We start from the raw sequence: 21,702 nt of genomic DNA on the forward strand, positions 1-21,702 counted from the left end.
GCTGTTTATTGACCTTGACGGCACTTTTATAAACACCAAAGCGTTAATATACATATAGCTAAACCTTGCAAATAACACCGAGAATTGGCAGGTTTTTGCAAACGATAGCAATTTCAATAGTATCAGATTATTTTCAACTCTTGCATAAGAAGTTGATTCTATGACATTCTAACACTGTATATAAAAACAGTAATGAGGGTAGGCATGGCAGTTATAACTAAATTTGTCGTGGTCAGAGAAGGGGTAGAGAAGATGACTTTTACATCTAAAAAGGAGGCCGATGCATATGATAAGATGCTTGACGTGGCTGACAACCTACTGCCCTTTATCAGTGACTCCGACCTTGGGCTAGATGATGATATCAGCGAGAAGCTAAGTTTTTATCTTGCTAAAAATAAAGATCAGCTAATGGCGTTACTAAAGGGTAATCCGGTGAAAAAAGCGCCAGTAGCAAAGAAGCCGACTAAGAAGTCAGATTAATCAAATAAAATGTTAGGAAATTTGTATGAATGAGCCGTGTTACGACACCTTAGCCAAACAGGCATTAGCTTTACTGAGTGGTGAGGACAATGTTGTTGCCGCAATGGCTAACTTTTCAGCGTTAATTAATGACAATATTGACGATATTAATTGGGCTGGATTTTATGTGGTAGAAGGCGAGCAGCTAATTCTTGGTCCATTTCAAGGCAAGGTAGCTTGCAGCCGAATTCCAATGGGTAAAGGTGTATGTGGCACTGCTGCGCAAACCGACACTACTTTAAGGGTCGCAGACGTACATGAGTTTGCCGGACATATTGCATGCGACTCCGCCAGTAACTCTGAGATTGTGATACCTGTTCGCCGTGATAATCAAGTCATTGCTGTGTTAGATATCGATAGTCCTTCGTTGAACAGATTTAGTGAAACTGATCAAATTGGCTTAGAAAAGCTCATAAATTCGTTTGAAAAGGCGTTATTCGCCTAAACTACAACCAATTTTTATCAATTGAAGGTCGCAATCGTCAGTATCCTCCTTATAATAGGCTGCTGGAATGAACCCAAGTGTTACATGATATTTCTATATTAGATTCGCACTTGGTGTTTGTTATTTGTAATTGCTAAGGTATGTTGGTTGGTGCGTAAAAGATAACTGATCGAAAGTTCACTTTATCGCGTAAGCTAACAATGATGAACGACACAAGCTGCAAAACTTAAAACAGCAACTAAGTGTCCCTTTTTAACTGTGGAAGTAATGATGGAATCAACAGAAAAGTTGACCGACACCAACGCGATTCTCGCGTATTTATATGAAACATTTCCTTTGTGCTTTATCGCCGAAGGTGAAACTAAGCCGCTTAAAATTGGATTGTTTCAAGATTTGGCTGAAAGGTTAGCTGATGATTCTAAAGTCAGTAAGACTCAGTTGAGAATTGCGCTTAGACGCTATACTAGTAGTTGGCGTTATCTAAAAGGTGTTAAAGCCGGCGCTCAACGTATCGATTTAGATGGCAACCCATGTGGTGAGTTAGAGCAAGAACATATTGACCATGCTCAAGCTACATTGAAAGAGAGCCAAGACCGCGCCAAGGCTAAGCGTGCAGAGAAAGCGGCAAAGTCTGAAGGTCAAGCACCTAAAGCTGCGAAGAAGCCGGTTAAAAAGAACCCGCCAAAACGCAAGCCTGCTGCACCAAAAGCGCAAGCAAAACCAGTTAATTTAACACCAGCAGTGTTAAATGAGTTGAAACCAAATCAACGTGTGAATGTCAAATTAGGCAAAGCCCCTGTTAAAGGTGTCATCTTGGACATTAAGAAAGATGATGTTCAAGTGCAGTTAGATTCGGGATTAACCGTTAAAGTTCGGGTAGAACATATCCTATTGTAACTGCCTCATAGTCATAAAGGAGTAACTTGTTGATGCGAAAATTATCTCTGGCCGCCTCTATAGCCAGTCTTTTTGTTGGATTCTCAGCTTTGGCGATGTCGCCAACCATTCCATTCAGCGAGTTACCCTCACTGTCACAAGAGCCGCAACATAAAGTTGCTAGTAAGCGTGTTACCCGCTTGTTTACGCGTTCTCACTATCATCGTTTTGATCTTGATGATGAGTTTTCGAAACAGGTATTTGACCGTTACTTAAAACAATTAGATTTTAGACGCAACGTCCTGCTGCAATCTGATATCGATAATTTAAGTAAATATGCTACGCAGTTCGACGATATGTTGAAAAGCGGTAACTTAACGCCTGCCTATGACATGTACGAGCTGATTCAAAAACGTCGCTACGATCGTTTTGCTTTTGCGTTGAGCCAGTTAGAAAACGAAATTAAGTTCGATGTTGAAGGTGATAAGTACCAATACGACCGCAAAGATGCTGCGTGGCCAAAGGATGAAGCTGAATTAAATGAGCTTTGGCGACAACGGGTAAAATACGACGCACTTAATCTGAAACTAACCGGCAAAACTTGGGAAGAGATCGTTCCTGTTCTTGAGAAACGCTATAACAATGCGATTAAGCGTTTAAGTCAAACCAAGAGCGAAGATGTGTTCCAAAGTGTGATGAATGCATTTTCTCGTACGGTTGAGCCACACACCAGTTATTTATCTCCGCGTAATGCTGAGCGTTTCCAAATGGAAATGAACCTCAGTTTAGAGGGGATTGGGGCTGTGCTGCAGATGGATGAAGATTATACTGTTATCCGCAGTCTAGTGGCTGGCGGTCCAGCAGCTTCAAGCGAAAAGCTTTCTCCAGAAGACCGGATTGTCGGTGTTGGCCAAGATGGCGAGGATATCGTTGATGTCATTGGATGGCGATTAGATGATGTCGTTGAGCTGATTAAAGGACCTAAAGGCAGTAAAGTTATTTTACAAGTGTTGCCGAAAAAAGGCGGCTCAGCAGCTAAACCATTTGAAGTGACTATCGTTCGTGACAAGATTCGCTTGGAAGATCGTGCAGCCACATCTGAAGTCATCGAGCCAACGGAAGGGGACTTTGCCGGACGCAAAGTCGGTGTGATTGAAATCCCTGGCTTTTACATGAACCTTTCTCAAGATGTGTCAAAAGAGCTGGTTAAGTTAAAAGAAGCTAAAGTTGAAGGGATTATTATTGACCTTCGTGGTAACGGTGGTGGTGCGTTAACTGAAGCAACTTTGTTGACTGGACTGTTTATTGAGCAAGGACCCGTTGTGCAGATCCGCGATGCTAATGGCACTGTGTCACAAAATCGTGATAATGATGGCCGTACAAGTTACAGCGGTCCGTTGACTGTGATGGTTGACCGTTATAGTGCGTCCGCATCGGAGATTTTTGCGGCAGCATTGCAAGATTATGATCGTGCATTGATTGTCGGTGAATCGACTTTTGGTAAAGGTACTGTGCAGCAACATAAGAGTCTAGGCCAAATCTACGATATGTACGAAAAACCTGTTGGTCACGTTCAATACACTATTGCTAAGTTTTACCGCATTAATGGCGGTTCGACACAACTAAAAGGTGTCACACCAGATATCGCTTTCCCAAGTGCACTTGAACCTGGGGAGTATGGTGAAGCTGAGGAAGAGAACGCATTACCTTGGGATAAAGTGCCGGTTGCTAAGTACGGTACACTCGGGGATATCGATCCCGCGCTGATTGCCAAGTTAGATGGTAAGCATCAAAAACGCATTAAAGACGATGTTGAATTTGGTTATATCTATCAAGATATTGCAGAATTTAAGAAACATCACAATGAAACCACCGTATCTTTGGTTGAGAGTGAGCGTATTGCTGAACGTGAATCTGCTGATAAGAAACAATTAGACAGATTTAACGAACGCCGTATTGCCGATGGTTTAGAGGTGGTGAAAACCTTAGATGACATTGAAGATGATGTCGAAACCCCAGATGCGTTTTTAGACGAGAGCGTCAATATCACCTTAGATATGGTGGATGCGGGCAGACTCGCAAAAACTCAATCAGAATAGATTAAACAACGAGCTTTAAATATAAAAACGCGCATTGAGCGCGTTTTTTTATAGAACAAAATCAAAAGTGTATATAAGGGAAGAACATGTCTCAAATGCAAGCTAAACACCTTAAAGATTATCAAGCACCTCGATATACAATTAGTCATATAGATTTAGATTTTAATTTAAATGGTGCCGAGACCTTGGTACGTGCTGTTAGCCAAGTGCAGCGTGTCGATGATTCAGCCCGTGAGCTATTGCTTGATGGCGATAATATGATTATTGAATCATTGCTCATTGATGGCCAACAAAGCGCTTATCAATTAATAGATGGTCAATTACGAATTGAGGTTGATAAACCCGCATTTATTTTAGAGATTGTCACTTCGCTTGATCCAGAGAGTAACTCAGCACTTGAAGGCTTGTATATGTCTGACGGTTCATATTGCACCCAATGTGAAGCAGAAGGGTTTAGGCGCATTACCTATTTCTTAGACCGTCCTGATGTACTTGCAACTTATAATGTGCGTATTGAAGCGGATAAGGCAGCATTTCCCTATCTATTGAGTAACGGCAATCGTGTTGGCGCTGGCGAACTTGATAATGGCCGTCACTTTGTTAGCTGGCAAGACCCATTTCCCAAACCAGCTTACTTGTTCGCTTTAGTCGCAGGTAACTTTGATCTATTGGAAGATAAATTTGTCACTCAAAGTGGCCGCGAAGTGCTACTGCAAGTGTTTGTTGATATTGGCAACCTACATAAAGCAAAACATGCCATGGTGTCGCTGCAAAAGGCGATGAAGTGGGATGAAGAGCGGTTTAATCTTGAATATGACCTTGATATCTACATGATCGTCGCGGTCGATTTTTTCAATATGGGCGCGATGGAAAATAAAGGCTTAAATGTCTTTAATACCAAATATGTATTGGCCGATACAGCCTCGGCTACAGACGAAGATTATCACGGCATTGAATCAGTCGTAGGTCATGAGTATTTCCATAACTGGACTGGTAATCGAGTGACTTGTCGTGATTGGTTCCAACTTAGCTTAAAAGAGGGGCTAACTGTATTTAGGGATCAAGAGTTTAGCTCTGATTTAGGCTCTCGTGCTGTTAACCGTATTCAAGCGATTAAAGTGATCAAAAACCAGCAGTTTGCTGAAGACTCAGGTCCAATGTCTCACCCCATTAGACCTGAATCTGTCATCGAAATGAATAATTTCTATACTGTGACGGTTTACAATAAAGGTGCAGAAGTGATTCGCATGATGCACACCTTGCTTGGTGAGCAGGCTTTCCAAGCCGGTATGGCATTGTATTTCGAACGACACGACGGTCAGGCTGTAACATGTGATGATTTTGTCGCCGCCATGGAGGACGCATCTGGAGTCGATTTGACGCAGTTTAGGTTATGGTATAGCCAAGCAGGCACGCCCGTTGTTGAGGTTAATGAGTCATATGATGCTAAAAGCAAGACTTATCAACTTAATGTATCGCAGCATACCCCCTCAAAAGAGAACGAAGCGGTTAAATTACCCGTACACATTCCGTTTGATATTGAACTCATTGCAAAAGACGGCAGCAGTGTGGTCAACAAAGTCATTGATTTGGTTGAGTCTGAGCAGACGTTAACGTTTGAAGGCATTGACCAACAGGTAGTGCCATCGTTACTGCAAAACTTCTCTGCACCTGTGAAACTCAAATTTGATTACAGCAACGAGCAGTTAATTCATCTAATACGCTTTGCAAGCAGCGAAGTGGCTAGATGGGAAGCATCGGTTGCACTATTTAGTGAAGCGGTTTGGCAAAACGTTGCTGCACTGGCCTCGCAGCAAAGCATGACACTGGCGACTGAAGTCAGTGATGCGTTTAAAGGTTTACTGTTAGACCCTAAATTAGATCGAGCGCTGCTGGCTGAAATATTTGCTTTGCCAAACCCGGCGACGCTGATTGAGCAAGTAAGCCAAGTTGACTTAACTCACTTGCAAAAAGCGCGCAATTTCGTCATTGAAGAGATAGCGACAGCCTGTGAGGACGAACTAGCAGCTGTGTACCGTGATTTGCTATCACAACAGGATGCGGCGTCACGCGCATTGAAAAATGCCTGTTTGGCACTATTGCAAAAAGTGTCTGATGAATATCAAAGTTATGCAGTGAGTCAATATGATAACGCCGATAACATGACCGATAGCCTTGGCGCACTTCAAGCGTTAAATGGAGAAGATTCTCCCGAGCGTGCTCGTTTGTTGGCAGACTTTTATACTAAGTGGCAAGATACGCCATTAGTAATGGATAAGTGGTTAATATTGCAAGCAACTTGCCCAGCTGTTGGCCAAGTAGAAGCGATTAAAAAGTTGACTAATGATCCTGCGTTTAGTTATTCAAACCCCAATCGTGTTAGGTCATTAATTGGCGCATTTGCAGCGGCTAATACCTTTGAGTTTCATGCAGAAGATGGCAGTGGCTATCAATTCCTGCTCTCTGCACTGGAGAAATTGAACACTTTAAATCCGCAAGTCGCAGCAAGGATCATTACTCCGTTAATTCAATTTAAGAAGTATGATTTATCTCGTCAGCAAAAGATGCGTGCAACTTTGCAAGCTCTGTTAGATTTAGATAATTTGTCGAAAGATTTGTTTGAAAAGGTGTCTAAGGCTTTAGCATAATAAGGGCAGTTAAGAGGCGCATAACGCGCCTCTTTTTGACTTAATACCAATCGGCATAAGAAAGTGATCTACTTAGAGCTTATTTTGGCAAGCTAGTTCGAGACGAATAACTTAAGTAATAATGGTTTTATTGTGAAGTTATTCAACGAAGAAGTTGGCCGCCAAAAAAGGTCCCAGAGCGATCACATCTTTATGCTGATTGGTATAACATATTGACAATAAAACCTACCGTTTTCCTGCTAGGTAGTTTCAAGGTTTTAATGGTTAGACATGGAATTTAATTTTAGCGTAAGCATCAGCTATAAAGATTTTTTACAATACTATCAAGGGTATGTTGATAAGATAGAGGTAAGGGATCATCACAGTGGCAAAACCTTATGGATCCACGCTCGTTATTTCAGAAAATTTCTCACCGTCAACGGACTTCAAGGTCAATTTAAATTAATTCTTAACAAACAGGGAGAATTTGAGTCACTGACCAAACAATAAATTAGAGTATATACTTCAAACGAGTGATTATATTTTTGAACTCTTGTTCAATATCCCAAATCCAGCTAAGTCTTTGTTTTATATTGGTCTATATCTTTACAATCCGCTTGCCTCTCATTGTGTTTCGCCAAATTTAAATCACTTGTTTTAATTATTGTTCTAATTTCACCCTAAGTAACCAATTTTTTGAGTAATTTTTCTATTTTTTCGTCTTGCTCCAACGATGTAAATGCTGTAACAATGGTGTTATCTGAACGCTAACAAGTTGTTGGTTGTCATTCCTATAATAAGAATCCAGCAGGTTACGGAGAATAGCAATAATGAAAAACGTGAAAACCGGCTTTAACAAGTCGACACTTGCTTTGGGGATCGTTGCAGCGTTAAGCATGGGAAGTGCTACTACCGCTCAAGCCGTCTCCTTTAATTGGGGAGAAGTAGAGGGGACATTTGACTCAACTTTCAGTGCTGGTGCAAGCTGGCGTGTTGAAGAGCGAAACTGGAACGATCACATCGGTAAAGTGAATCACCCACGTTTTGACTGGTCAAACTATTCTGCTTTTAACAATACTAAATACACTTCTAGTGAAATTTGGGCACAGCCTGGTTCATACTCCAGTAATGGTGATTTGAGTAACCTGCTGTATTCTCAAGGTGATGTAACCTCAATGGTATTTAAAGGGTTACACGAACTTTCTCTTCGTTATAAGAATTTTGGTTTATTCGCTCGTGGCATGTATTTCTACGATCAAAAAGCCAACGACGGTGATTATGGCTTTAGCGACCCAATCACCGGCAGAGAATATGATCCCTGTGCTGATGACCAAGCATCCAAAGTGCAATGTAAAGATATTCGTTTATTAGATGCGTTTGTATACGCGGACTTCGATTTCAATGATGGTGCCAACCCTCTAACCATTCGTGTGGGTAACCAGGTTGTTTCTTGGGGTGAAAGTACCTTAATTGCCCACGGTATCGGCGTGATCAACCCCGTTGATTTGAACATTCTTAATGCCCCAGGTGCTGAATTAAAAGAAGCCTTCAGACCACAAGGTATGGTATGGGCATCGTTCGGTATTACTGACTCGTTATCGGTAGAAGGTTTTTATCAGTATGATTGGGAGCCAGTTTGGGTGCCGACGCCAGGGTCATATTTCTCTACTAATGATTTTGCCGGTTACGGTGGTTACTATCAAAATGCACAGCTAGGCTTTAATGCTAATCCAGATATTAACCTCGATTTCCTACAAGCTGAATATAACACCTTGGCTGCCATGATAGCTTCTGGTAATTATGATGCTGCAACGCTAGGTAACTTAGCGCTAGCTTATCCAACTAAAGTCACACTAGTGGATGATCAAAAAAGTGCCAGTGATTCGGGCCAGTATGGTATCAAGCTTGGTTATTACGCGCCGCAGTTAGGTGAGACTGAGTTCGGCTTATACTACATGAACTATCACAGTCGCCGCCCGCTCATCAGCGGTACAACGGCGAATTTCACGCAAGAAGCAATTGGTGCTGATATTGCAACCCTTGCGGGTATTGCTGCAAGTGGTGGCTCAGTCACGCGTGAAGATATGTTAGGTCTTGAGACGTTCTCTAAAGCACAAATTGAGTACCCAGAAGATATCAAACTTTACGGCTTTAGCTTTAACACCTTAGTTGGTGATACGTCAGTTGCCGGTGAAATTGCCCACCGTCAAGATGAACCGCTACAGATTGATGACGTAGAGTTATTGTTTGCTGCAATGCCTCAGCAGCTAGCAAATGCAGGTCTTCGTCCTGATTTAGATGGTATTTCTCAATACACTAGTTATGTGAGTGATGTGGGACCGGGTGAAAGAGCACAAGGCTATATTTTACGTGATACCACCCAAGCTCAAATGACCTTTACTCACTTGTTTGGTCCAGTATTAGGTACCAGCAACCTAACCATGCTTGCTGAAGTTGGTGGGGTGTGGATCCATGATATGCCTGGCTTTGATGAGTTACGTTTAAATGGTCCAGGGACTGCGCGTTCTGGTGGTAACCCAGATATGCCAGGTATTATTGAAGCCCTGCATAATGGCCCTGAAACTAACCCATTCCCAACAGATTTTGCTTGGGGGTACCGTTTAGTTGCTAAAGCTGATTACAACAACTTGTTTGCCGGCGTAAACATGTCTCCCCGTGTGATTTTCTCACACGATGTTGATGGTATTACACCTGATCCAATGTTCTTGTTTACAGAAGGTAAGAAAGCGGTCTCTGTAGGTGTTAACTTCGATTATCGTAGCCGTTGGGGCGCAGATATTTCGTATAACTCGTTCTTTGGTGGCGTAGGTACAACCAATCAGATGTCTGATCGTGACTATGTATCTTTCAACATCAAGTATTCAATTTAATCACAAGGACAATAATAATGAACAAACTTGCGATATTGTCGGCAGCTGTGGCGGTAGCGTTATGTGCACCAGCGAGCTATGCAAAAGTATCAGAAGCAGACGCGGCTAAACTAGGTACTGAGTTAACGCCTCTAGGTGGCGATAAAGCAGCCAATGCAGATGGCAGTATTCCTGCTTGGGACGGCGGTATAACGTCAGCGCCAGCAGGATATGAAAAGGGCATGCATCACCCTGATCCTTTTGCCGGCGATAAAATTGAGTTCACTATCACTAACGCCAATAAAGATCAGTATAAAGACCATTTAACAGATGGTCAGCGTAAGTTATTTGAACTTTACCCTGACACCTTCAAGATGAATGTTTATCAAACTCGCCGTACCGCTTCTGTACCTGAATTTGTTTATGAAGCGACCAAAGCTAACGCTACTCGAGCAGAGTTAGTAGCAGATGGTAACGGTGTTTCTGGCGCATCTATTGGTGTACCTTTCCCCATTCCGCAAAATGGTTTGGAAGCGATTTGGAACCATGTGTTACGTTTTCGTGGTGTTGACATTAAAACAGCACGTAGCCAAGCAGCGCCAACAGCAAGCGGTAGTTATACCTTAGTTGAAACTGCTGAAGAGATCCGTTTCGAGTACTCTCGTCCTGAAATCACGCTAGATAAGCTTAATTCAACTAATACCTTGTTCTACTTCAAGCAGGTTGTGACTCAACCAGCACGATTAGCTGGTACTGCGTTATTAGTTAAAGAAACGATGGATCAAGAGGCGTTACCACGCCAAGCTTGGACCTATAACACTGGACAGCGTCGCGTACGCAAAGCACCTAACGTTGCTTTTGATACACCAGGTACAGTGTCTGATGGCTTACGTACAACCGATGATTTCGATATGTTTAACGGATCACCTGTGCGTTATAACTGGGAGTTGTTAGGTAAGAAAGAAATTTATATTCCTTACAATGATTATAAATTACATTCAGACAGCTTGAAGTATGACCAAATTATTAAAGCGGGTCATATTAATCCAGAGTATGTTCGCTGGGAAAAACACCGTGTATGGGTAGTTAAAGCGCAGCTTAAAGAGGGTATGCGTCATATCTATAAAACACGTACTTTCTATATCGATGAGGATTCTTGGCAGGTTTCATTAGCGGATATGTACGATAACCGTGATGAGCTATACCGCGTCGCTGTTGCTCACGCTATTAACTATTACGAAGTGCCAACCCATTGGAGTACGCTTGAAGTATTCCACGATTTACAGTCACGTCGCTATATTGCAATGGGCTTAGATAACGAAGGTCGTATGTATGACTTCGATGCTAAGTTGAGTGAAGCAAACTTCACTCCAGCTGCACTAAGGCGTGCAGGTATTCGTTAATCGGCAATAGAATAGGGGCGCTTAGCGCCCCTCATTTATCTAAGGAAGTTTGTATGTTGTTTAGCATGCTTCGGTTTGTGTTAGTCAGTTTCGTTTCCCTTTCTTTTTGTTTAAATGTATTGGCGCAGTCACCTAGTGACACAGAGTTACAACCCTTAGCTGACAAATCGCTTGTGTTGGATATTGCCACGTTTAGCGATACCTCTGTGGCTGTCGGCGATAGAGGCCACTTATTTACATTTAATGGTCAATGGCAACAAGTACCATCGCCAACGAAAGCATTATTAACCAAGGTATTTCTCGCTAGTGCTGAGAAAGGTTGGGCCGTTGGGCACGACGCCACCATACTCCATACCCAAGACGGCGGTCAGTCTTGGCAAGTACAAATGAGCTCACCTGAAATTGAAAAGCCGTTAATGGACGTGCTTATGTTTGATGATACTTCAGGCATTGCTGTTGGTGCTTATGGTCTTTTTTATCGCACTCAGGATGGCGGTAAGACTTGGCAAGATGAGTACCATCAAGAACTCTTATTTGAAGAGGATATTGCGTATTTAGAAGAGCTTAAAGCTGAGGACGAAGCTCTTTATTTAAGCGAACGCAGTACGTTGCTGCCACATTTTAATCGTGTAGTTAGATTAAACAGTGGTGCGTTGTTGATGGTTGGTGAGCTGGGTTTGGTGGCCACATCAGACGATCTTGGTTACACCTGGCAAAAACAAGATTTTGTTTACGAAGGCTCTTTATTTAATAGTGTTGTGACAGAAACTGGTGTTTACGTGATGGGCCTTAGGGGACACCTGTTTTACTCAAATACTGGTACTGGCAATTGGCAGGAGATCCCACTGCCAACCAAAGCCACAATTAATGGCGGCATAGTTTTAAATGAAACCACGGTACGTTTAGTCGGTAATGCAGGCATCATTTTAGATGTTAAACAGACTGGCGAAGCTGATTTGATCGCCCAAAGGCAAGGAGAAAACCTTGTTAGTATTATGACTGATCCACAAGGACAATTATGGATTGGTGGAACCAAAGGGTTCGTTAAATTAGAACAAGAATAATAGGGCCTTAAGATGTTAGATAGAATTGTAAATGGATTAGAGTCGTTTCTTTTTAGGCAAAGGCTAGTTGTCATTTTCTCCTTCTTGTTAGTGACGGTCTTTTTAGCGTTGCAAGCGAGCAATCTAAAAATGGATGCAGCGTTTGTTAAGAATATCCCGCTTAATCATGACTACATGAAAACCTACCTGACGCATCAAAAGCAGTTTGGTGGCGCAAATAGCATTATGGTCGCGGTAGAAGATACCAGCGGCGATATTTTTAATGCGAACTTCTTTGATTCTTTGAAAAAAGTACATGATCAACTGTTTTTCATCCCAGGGGTGGATAGGGCACAAGTCAAGTCATTGTATTCGCCATCGACGCGATTCACTGAAGTGGTAGAAGATGGTTTTGCCGGTGGCCCGGTAATACCAGCCGACTTTTCAACCACGCAAGCTGGTCTAGCTGTGGTAAGAGGTAATATCGAAAAAGCGGGTATTGTGGGACGTTTGATAGCCGAAGACTATTCAGCGGCAATGGTTAGCGCGCAATTGATGGACTTCGACCCACAAACCGGTGAGCCCTTAGATACCCTCGCTTTTGCCGCGCAGCTCGAAGAGCAACTACGTGGTGAGTATGAAAACGACCAGATAAAAATTCATATTATTGGCTTTGCTAAAATGGCTGGAGATGTCGCAGAAGGCGCTAAAGGGGTGGTGCTGTTTTTCCTCATCGCAATTTTGGTGACAGCGGTGATGGTTTATCTGTTTTCCAAATCGGTATTGCTGACGCTATTACCGCTTGCTTGTAGCTTAGTGGCGGTGATTTGGCAGTTAGGCCTGCTGACAGTCGTCGGCTTTGGTCTAGATCCAATGTCGATTCTAATACCGTTTTTAGTCTTTGCTATTGGTGTTAGTCACAGTGTGCAAATGATTAATGCGGTGAGAAGACGGGTTGGTGAAGGCGAAACCACTAAAGCCGCAGCAGCGTCATCTTTTAGAAGTTTGTTAGTGCCAGGTGGTATTGCGCTATTGTCTGACACGGTCGGCTTCATGACGCTGCTGGCCATTGATATCGGTATCATTCGAGAACTGGCGATTTCAGCCTCTCTCGGTGTTGCTGTAATTATTCTTACCAATTTGGTATTGCTGCCGCTGCTGATTTCATATTGCAAGCTATCACCGAGTGTCAAAGCGGTGAAAAAAGCGAGCGATAATGATATTTGGCGTAAGCTCTCATGCTTTGCGACACCTAAGTATGCCGCGATTGTATTGAGTGTCACCGCCGTGTTGTACGGGGTGGGTTTGTATGAAGCCGATAAAATGAAAATTGGTGATCTTCAAGGTGGCGCGCCTGCACTGCATTTCGATTCTCGCTATAACCAAGATACCTTTTTTATTACTGACCATTTCTCTATCACTACCGACGTGATGACAGTGATTGTGGAAGCCACGCCTGAAGCGTGTACCTATCATGATCAACTGATGCAAATTGATGAGTTTGAATGGCTTGTGGGCAATACCCCTGGCGTTGAGTCTACCGCCAGTTTAGCTTCAGTGGCAAAACGGGTAAATGCCGGTTTCAATGAAGGTAACCCTAAATGGCAGGTGCTGCCGCGTACAACAGCAAGTTTGGTGCAAGCGGTGGGGCGAATTCCGACAACATCGGGCTTATTAAATAGTGACTGTTCGGTGATGCCTGTGTACCTGTTCTTGCAAGATCACAAGGCCGAAACCATTGAGTTGGTGGTAGATAAAGTTAAAAGCCTTGCAGCCACCATGAATAACGAGCAGCTTACTTTCCGCTTAGCATCAGGTCCAGTTGGGGTGATGGCTGCTACCAATGAAGCGGTCGCTGCAGCGCAGTTACCTATGATGCTTTATGTATACGGCGCGGTATTTGTGCTTTGTTTATTGAGCTTCCGCTCTTTGCGGGCAACCATTGCGGTTATTATTCCACTTTATGTGGTGTCGACATTAGCACAGGCATTGATGACTCAGTTAGATATCGGGCTGGCAGTAAGTACTTTGCCGGTTATCGCACTAGGGGTTGGTATTGGTGTTGATTATGGTATCTATATTCTGTCCACGATGGCGGTCAAGTTACGGGACGGTGTGCCAGTACAAGATGCTTACTATCAAGCATTGGTTGAACGCGGCAGTGCGGTTATTTTCACTGGGCTAACGTTGGCCATCGGTGTGAGCACTTGGTTCTTCTCGGCACTAAAATTCCAAATGGATATGGGAATTTTGCTGACATTCATGTTTTTAGTGAATATGCTCGGGGCAATAATTATTTTGCCAGCGATAGCCGCTGTATTTTGGCGAAAACCCCGCAGTTAGTTAATAAAAGGAGAGCTCAGCTCTCCTTTTTTTTGCATAGTTAAGCTCATTCGTCGATTGTTTTTGCATCTATCGCAGCAAAATATTGCTGTAACTGGTTTTTATGAGGATCTACCACTAAAATAATTCTCGAAATATGGCAAATTTAGTAATAAACTTCGCGCTATGACTTAGGTCACAATTTTCTGGCCTGTCATATGCTCAAGCATCCATATAACTAGAATACGCTGCCATAGACCCTTAAGGAAACAGCAACATGGCCTTGAAAGATGCAATGCCTTCAGTACTACTCGAGAATGTAGTCAACCTAATTCACTCTAAAGTTCCCAATACACAAGCAAAACAAGTAGAACAGTTCGCCACCTGTTTATATGCACATATGTCAAAAGATGATTTATATGCACGTAATGACAGTGATTTATATGGCGCTGTTTTGAGCCTTTGGAATGCAACGAATAAAACGGCGAAAGGTAGTAGTCATATTCGTGTTTTCAATCCATCACAATCTAAGCATGGTTGGAAGTCATCGCATTCTATTATTGAGGTTGTACAACCTGATATGCCCTTTTTAGTCGACTCTGTTGGCATGGCGTTAAATCGCATGGGTATTACAGCGCATATGATGTTGCACACACCTATGGCCATTACCCGTGCCAAAGGCACGATTTCCAGTGTTGCCTACAACGATGACACTGGCAAAGCAGAAAAAGTGGCCGTGTTCTTGATTGAAATCGACCGACTAAGCAGTAATGATGATATTAAGGCGCTAGAAAAAGAGCTAGCCTCTGTGCTTGGTGACGTTGAAGCATCGGTTAATGACTGGCAAAAAATGTCAGACAAGTTAGGTGAAACTGTCACTGGATTGGCCAAGCGTCCTTATCCTGGTGAAAAGCAAGAGCTAGAAGAAGCGGTTAATTTCTTAAGTTATTTGAACAATCATCACTTTACTTTGCTAGGCTACCGTCGTTATGACCTAAACAAGGTAGAGGGTGATTTAGAGCTTGTCCCAGATTTATCAACCGGCTTAGGGTTAATGAACATCCCTGGTAAAGCAAAGCCTGCCTCTTTGATGTTATCAAGTCTTTCTGAAAGTGCTCGTAAAGATGCGCTAGATAACAGTTTACTGGTTTTGACCAAAAGCAGTGAAAAGAGCCGTGTTCACCGCCCAGCTTATGTAGATTACATCGGCGTTAAACGTTTTGATAAGAAAGGAAATGTTATCGGCGAAGATCGCTTTTTAGGTCTGTATGCTTCTAACTTGTATAACCGTAGCCCGCGTGAAATTCCGCTATTAGCTGAAAAGGTGCAGCGAGTGCTAGACCGTTCAGGTTTAACGCCACGTTCTCACGATTACAAAGCGTTAATGCACATTCTAGAAACACTGCCTCGTGATGAACTGATCCAAGCCAATGTTGAAGAACTTGCAGCAGTCGCTCATGGCGTCCTAGAGATGCAAGATCGTGACAAGCTGAAGTTGTTTGTTCGTAAAGACGATTTCGGTCGTTTCTTATCGTGTTTAGTTTATGTCTCTAAAGATAGATATAACACCAAGTTACGTGAAGACACGCAGCGTATTTTAGCTCAGCACTTTAATAGCGATGCAGAAGTTGAGTTTACTACCTACTTCTCTGAGTCGACGTTAGCGCGTACTCATTACATTGTAAAAGTTGATAATAACAATATGGATGTCGATGTGGCTGCAATTGAAAATAACCTGACAGAGGCGGCTAAGTCTTGGGAAGACAAGCTCAATAATGCGCTTACGACAGCCCAAGGTGAAGAATCCGGCAACAGTTTAGTTAAACGCTACATTAAAGCGTTCCCACGAAGCTATAAAGAAGATGTTCTGCCAAGTTCAGCGGTTGTTGACGTTCAGCAACTTGAAGCCCTAGATGACTCACATAAACTTGGCATGTTGTTTTATCAGCCACAAGAAACTGCGCTTAACGACAACAAAGTTCGCTTAAAGCTATTCCACAAAGATGAGCCAATTCATCTATCTGATGTGTTGCCGATGTTGGAAAACTTTGGCCTGCGTGTGATTAATGAGCGTCCATATGAAGTCAAAACCGACGACGGTTCAACGTTTTGGATTCTAGACTTCTTAATGACAGTGCAGGGCGGAGCGACCGAGAACCTTGCTGACAGCCAAGATAGATTCCAAACCGCGTTAGCAGAAGTTTGGAACAAGAAGCTAGAAGATGACGGGTTTAACCGCTTGGTATTAGCAACCGGACTAACAGGTCGCGAAGTTTCGATTTTACGTGCCTATGCTAAGTATATGCGTCAAATCGACGCAACCTTTAGCCAAGCATATATTGAGGAAACGTTCAGCCGATACCCACAAATTGCTGACTTGTTGGTTAAGATGTTCATCCGCAAGTTCAATCCTAAGCTTAAAACTCGTACCTTAAGTAAATTTGTTGAACAAATTGATTTACGCTTAGATGATGTATCAAGCCTCGATGATGACCGTATCATTCGTCGTTATTTGGATTTGATTAATGCCACATTAAGAACCAACTTCTATCAAATTAATGAGCAAGGTTCAGAGAAGGCTTATATCTCGTTTAAGTTCTCTCCGGATGATATTCCTGAGATGCCAAAACCGTTGCCAAAATTTGAAATCTTCGTTTACTCTCCTCGCGTAGAAGGTGTTCATCTTCGTGGTGGTAAAGTTGCTCGTGGTGGTTTACGTTGGTCTGACAGACGTGAGGATTTCCGTACCGAGGTCCTTGGTCTAGTTAAAGCGCAGCAGGTAAAAAATACGGTTATTGTTCCTGTAGGCGCGAAAGGTGGTTTTGTTTGTAAACAACTGCCTGTAGACGGTGGACGTGAAGCTTTCTTCACTGAAGGTCAAGAGTGTTACCGCCTGTTCATCCGTGGTCTATTAGATATTTCTGACAATATTATCGACGGTGAAGTCGTTCCACCTGCTAATGTGGTTAGACATGATGAGGATGACCCCTATCTCGTAGTTGCGGCCGATAAAGGCACTGCAACATTCTCAGATATCGCTAATGAAATTTCTGAGGAATATAACTTCTGGCTTGGCGATGCATTTGCGTCAGGTGGCAGTAATGGTTATGACCATAAGAAAATGGGCATTACCGCACGTGGTGCCTGGGAGTCGGTTAAACGTCACTTCCGTGAAATCGGTATTGATTGTCAAACGACAGATTTTACCTGTTTAGCTGTCGGTGATATGGCCGGTGATGTATTCGGAAACGGTATGTTGCTGTCTGAGCATACTCGCCTTGTCACAGCATTTAACCACTTACATATTTTTATCGATCCAAACCCCGATGCAGCATCGAGCTACAAAGAACGTGCAAGATTGTTTGAATTGCCGCGTTCTAGCTGGGAAGACTATGACAAGTCTTTGATTTCTAAAGGTGGCGGTATCTTCTCTCGTTCGGCTAAATCCATTAGCCTAACGCCAGAGATGAAGAAAATGCTCGATACCAAGAAAGCGACAATGACACCTAATGAGCTACTTAAAGAGTTACTCAAAATGAAGGTGGATTTGATTTGGAATGGCGGTATCGGTACTTATGTCAAAGCGACCTCTGAAACCCATGCCGAAGTTGGTGATCGTGCTAATGATGCATTACGGGTCAATGGTAACGAAGTTCAAGCACGAATTATCGGTGAAGGCGGTAACCTAGGTTGTACTCAGCTAGGCCGTATTGAATACACCGCTAATGGCGGACGCATGAACACTGACTTTGTTGATAATGTTGGTGGTGTTGACTGCTCAGATAACGAAGTAAATATCAAGATTCTACTTAATGCCTTGGTTGCTGATGGCGAGTTGACCATGAAGCAGCGCAATCGCTTGTTACTTGATATGACAGAAGAAGTTAGCCGAATCGTACTTCAAGATTGTAAAGATCAAACCCGGACGATTTCGGTCACCCAAGTACGCGGCGCTGAGCAGCTGAAAGAGCAAATTCGCTTTATTCATTACCTTGAAAAAGAAGATAAGCTCGATAGAGCACTTGAGTTCTTACCAACAGAAGATGAGCTAGCTGAGCGTTTAGCAAATGGTAAAGCGTTGACTCGTCCAGAGCTATCGGTGCTGGTCGCCTATGCGAAAATGGTGCTTAAAGAGCAATTATTGACCCCAGAAATTACTGAAGATACTTTCTTGAGTCAGCTGCTTATTGCCTACTTCCCGCAGCAATTGAAAGACCAATACAGTGATCGCATGGCTGCGCACCCATTGCGTGCTGAGATTATTGCTACTTCGTTAGCTAACGAACTAGTCAATGATATGGGATTGAATTTTGTACAACGTATGCAAGATGAGACAGGTGCCTCAGTTGCCGAAGCGGCAATCTGTTACACTATGGCTCGTGAAGTGTTTGGTTTAGCTGACTTAACCAAATCTATCACTGCATTGAATGGTATTGTGCCAGCAGTTGTACAAGGCGAGATGCTGCATCAACTACGTCGCAATATGCGTAGAGCGTGTCGTTGGTTCCTACGCCATCGTAATCGTAACCACAGCATTGAACAGACAGTCGCAATGTACAGCCCTGTATTTGAAGAGTTACGTGCGAACGTACACCAATACATGGTTGCTGATGAAGTGGGTGATATCCAAGCAGAAATTATCGCGCTAGCTAAAGAAGGCGTGACAGAAAGTGTTGCTACTGATGTCGTTAATATGAGCACGCTATTCTCAGCATTGGATATTTGCCAAATCTCTCAGCTTGAAAACAAACCAGTTGCGCTGGTCGCTGAGACTTACTTTAAACTTGGTGCTCGTGTTGAATTGCATTGGTTCCTTGACCAGATTAGTGCGCAACCTGTTGCAAATCACTGGCAGGCACTTGCAAGAGCCGCGTTTAGAGAAGAGTTAGACTGGCAGCAGCGTGCATTAAGTTCGGTTGTATTGCGAACTTGTACAGACAGCTGCGATGCAGAAACCATCATTGAGCAATGGATCGACTCCAACCAGGGCTTGTTGGAGAGATGGTTCCATATGCTTGCAGACTTCAAAACCTCGCAAAGTCATGAATTTGCGAAGTTCTCTGTCGCACTGCGAGAGCTTAATTTACTAATCCTTCATTGCGAAGGCCAAAAGTAAATTTTTAATAATAACTATTAGCCCTGGCATTAGCCGGGGCTTTTTTCGGTCTAGGAGAACGCATGTTTTACAAAATCGCGCAGAAGGTGATGTTTCAGATGGATCCTGAAAAAGCGCATAACCTCGCTATTCACAGTCTAAAATCAACTGCTCATTCGCCATTAAATTGCTTTTATGGCCAAAAATTCGATGCAGCTCCCGTTGAATTTATGGGGTTAACTTTCCCAAATCCAGTTGGTTTAGCTGCGGGAATGGACAAAGACGGTGAGTGTATTGATGCGTTTCATGCAATGGGATTTGGTCATATTGAGGTTGGTACGGTAACACCACGTCCACAACCTGGTAATGACCAGCCGCGTCTATTTCGTATTAAACCGGCTAAAGCGATTATTAATCGCATGGGCTTTAATAATAAGGGTGTAGATGCCTTAGTTGAAAACCTTAAAGCGGCTAAGTCAGGTGCGATGGTGGGCGTCAATATTGGTAAAAACAAAGATACACCAGTAGAGCAGGGAAAAGATGATTACCTCATCTGTATGGAGAAGGTTTATCAATATGCAGCCTATATCGCGGTAAATATCTCTTCGCCGAATACACCAGGCTTACGTACTTTGCAGTATGGTGAGTTGCTTGATGATCTTCTTGGATCGCTAAAACAAAAGCAAAAAGATCTTGCTGAACGTCACGGTAAGTATGTACCGATCGCATTGAAAATTGCCCCGGATTTAAGTCAAGACGAGGTGCAATCGATTGCAGATTCGTTAATCCGCAACGAATTCGATGGTGCTATCGCGACCAACACAACACTCACCCGAGATGGTGTGAGCGGTTTAATGAATTCAAACGAGGCCGGCGGTTTAAGTGGTAAGCCTTTGAATTCATTATCAACAAAAGTCATTAAACAGTTGTCAGATGCCTTAGGCGGTAAGTTACCTATCATCGGTGTTGGTGGCATCAATAGTGCTGAAGATGCGCTAGATAAACTCGATGCTGGTGCAACGATGGTACAAATATACTCAGGCTTTATCTATCAAGGCCCACAATTGATTAAAGAGATTGTGGATGCGTATAGAGTACGCTGATCTTTAGATCCTATTTTGATCTAAAAATCTGATCGCGCGATCGCAAAACGATCGCGTGTTTTTGTCTTAAGGTATTGTTATTTCAGTTATAATTTATAAAATTTTTTTGATATTGGGTAATTAATCATCTATTATCGAGGGGTATTTAGTTAATAGGTAAGCGTTATGTTATTAATGCCAAAAAGGGATTGGCAATGGAGATATAACGATACGTATGGAGTGTTAAGCGTTTCGTTAGGCTCAGAAATGGAGTTTTTGACTCCATACAAACATAAAGCTCTCATTCCGGATGCCAAGTCCGATTTGGAGTTCAGTGTTGAGCATGCCAAGTTCTATATCGAATTCATTGAAAAGCTAGTTAAAATTACCTCTTTATCTGACGCGGCAAGGGTGCAGTTGGCGTTGAATGCAACGGCAGCCCATTTTTTGATGAAGCCACAAATGCCAAAGTCATGGTTTTTTGATGTCAGTAGCATGTGTGTTTATAGCGAGTTAGCAAAAGTCTTCCAACTGCGCTGCCAAGGGGTTGATGCGCAGGTGATGGTGGTCGAGTCAAATATTCAATCATCGTTAGTGATGTTATTAGTGCCTGAGTTATCACTCAATGGGTCAAAATCTTTGTATCAATTTGAGTGTATTAAAGTGATGAATGATAGGTTGCATCCGCCGAAAGTGAAACGACAAATAGCGGCGGCCTAATTACTCGGTACCCAACGCTAATATTGAAACTAAATACACCAAACTAAAGCTGTCCAATCGGGCGGCTTTTTTATTGGCGGTTATTATACCAATCGGCATAAAGATGTGATCGATCAGCGAGAGTTTAGTGCTTTTGAGACATGGTCATTGAATGCTCCTCGGTAACTGCTCCTGCGTTGCTCTACCTCCTATATCCCTATAGTCGTGCATTAATGACATTCACCACACCCATGTGGTTTGCAACGAATGAAGGGCATAGTTACTCACGTTTACACAGTATCAGAAGCGCTAACACTCGCCCTTTGGGCGCTTTTTTGGCTGCCTATTTCTTCGTTGAATAACTTCCCAATAGAACCACTATTATTTAAGTTATTCATCTCGAACTAGTTTGCCAAAAATAGCTCTGAGTAGATCACTTTCTTATGCCGATTGGTATTAATTAAGGTTGTGCAAGAATAAAGCGTTTTCGCCTTGATGTTGTACTAAACAGTGTGAGAATTACTAAAGAGGAAATCTACTAGCTGAAATTGGTTGCGGGAGCCGGATTTGAACCGACGACCTTCGGGTTATGAGCCCGACGAGCTACCAAACTGCTCCATCC

Annotated in this window: 13 protein-coding genes; all 13 read left to right on the forward strand. The window is 42.9% G+C overall.

Features of this window, described 5'->3' with window-relative positions; genetic code table 11:
• Positions 1–204 precede the first annotated feature (204 nt).
• The 13 genes from ACHUFW_RS20820 (at position 205) to ACHUFW_RS20880 (ending at position 21,101) form a co-directional block, all read left to right on the forward strand.
• Complete coding sequence (locus tag ACHUFW_RS20820) at positions 205–480, forward strand: YebG family protein (RefSeq protein ID WP_394205809.1); 276 nt, start codon at positions 205–207, stop codon at positions 478–480.
• A gap of 25 nt (positions 481–505) precedes the next feature.
• Positions 506–964, forward strand: coding sequence for a GAF domain-containing protein (locus ACHUFW_RS20825; protein WP_394205810.1), 459 nt, complete (start codon positions 506–508; stop codon positions 962–964).
• A gap of 270 nt (positions 965–1,234) precedes the next feature.
• Entirely contained in the window at positions 1,235–1,861 is a 627-nt protein-coding gene (gene proQ / locus ACHUFW_RS20830; RefSeq protein WP_394205822.1) for an RNA chaperone ProQ, read from the forward strand.
• Between the two features lie 32 nt (positions 1,862–1,893).
• The gene (gene prc / locus ACHUFW_RS20835) at positions 1,894–3,939 is read left to right on the forward strand and encodes a carboxy terminal-processing peptidase (RefSeq protein ID WP_394205811.1); all 2,046 of its coding nucleotides are present in this window, start codon (positions 1,894–1,896) and stop codon (positions 3,937–3,939) included.
• Between the two features lie 86 nt (positions 3,940–4,025).
• Entirely contained in the window at positions 4,026–6,587 is a 2,562-nt protein-coding gene (gene pepN, locus ACHUFW_RS20840; RefSeq protein WP_394205812.1) for an aminopeptidase N, read from the forward strand.
• Between the two features lie 270 nt (positions 6,588–6,857).
• Positions 6,858–7,076, forward strand: a complete 219-nt coding sequence (locus ACHUFW_RS20845) for a DUF2835 family protein (protein ID WP_394205813.1) — start codon at positions 6,858–6,860, stop codon at positions 7,074–7,076.
• A gap of 320 nt (positions 7,077–7,396) precedes the next feature.
• Positions 7,397–9,457: a DUF1302 domain-containing protein gene (locus ACHUFW_RS20850; RefSeq protein ID WP_394205814.1), complete on the forward strand. Its 2,061-nt coding sequence runs from the start codon at positions 7,397–7,399 to the stop codon at positions 9,455–9,457.
• A 17-nt stretch (positions 9,458–9,474) separates the two neighbouring features.
• The gene (locus ACHUFW_RS20855) at positions 9,475–10,839 is read left to right on the forward strand and encodes a DUF1329 domain-containing protein (protein WP_394205815.1); all 1,365 of its coding nucleotides are present in this window, start codon (positions 9,475–9,477) and stop codon (positions 10,837–10,839) included.
• Positions 10,840–10,892: 53 nt separating this feature from the next.
• On the forward strand, positions 10,893–11,903 hold the full coding sequence (locus tag ACHUFW_RS20860) for a WD40/YVTN/BNR-like repeat-containing protein (RefSeq protein WP_394205816.1): 1,011 nt from the start codon (positions 10,893–10,895) through the stop codon (positions 11,901–11,903).
• Between the two features lie 12 nt (positions 11,904–11,915).
• Positions 11,916–14,225, forward strand: coding sequence for an efflux RND transporter permease subunit (locus ACHUFW_RS20865; protein ID WP_394205817.1), 2,310 nt, complete (start codon positions 11,916–11,918; stop codon positions 14,223–14,225).
• 256 nt (positions 14,226–14,481) lie between these two features.
• Complete coding sequence (locus ACHUFW_RS20870; RefSeq protein ID WP_394205818.1) at positions 14,482–19,320, forward strand: NAD-glutamate dehydrogenase; 4,839 nt, start codon at positions 14,482–14,484, stop codon at positions 19,318–19,320.
• 62 nt (positions 19,321–19,382) lie between these two features.
• Positions 19,383–20,402: a quinone-dependent dihydroorotate dehydrogenase gene (gene pyrD, locus ACHUFW_RS20875; RefSeq protein WP_394205819.1), complete on the forward strand. Its 1,020-nt coding sequence runs from the start codon at positions 19,383–19,385 to the stop codon at positions 20,400–20,402.
• A 165-nt stretch (positions 20,403–20,567) separates the two neighbouring features.
• A complete protein-coding gene (locus ACHUFW_RS20880; RefSeq protein WP_394205820.1) occupies positions 20,568–21,101 on the forward strand; it encodes a cell division protein ZapC in 534 nt (177 codons plus the stop codon).
• The last annotated feature ends 601 nt before the right edge of the window (positions 21,102–21,702 follow it).

The sequence above is a fragment of the Shewanella waksmanii genome (genome assembly GCF_043643685.1).
GTDB classification, from domain to species: domain Bacteria; phylum Pseudomonadota; class Gammaproteobacteria; order Enterobacterales; family Shewanellaceae; genus Shewanella; species Shewanella waksmanii_A.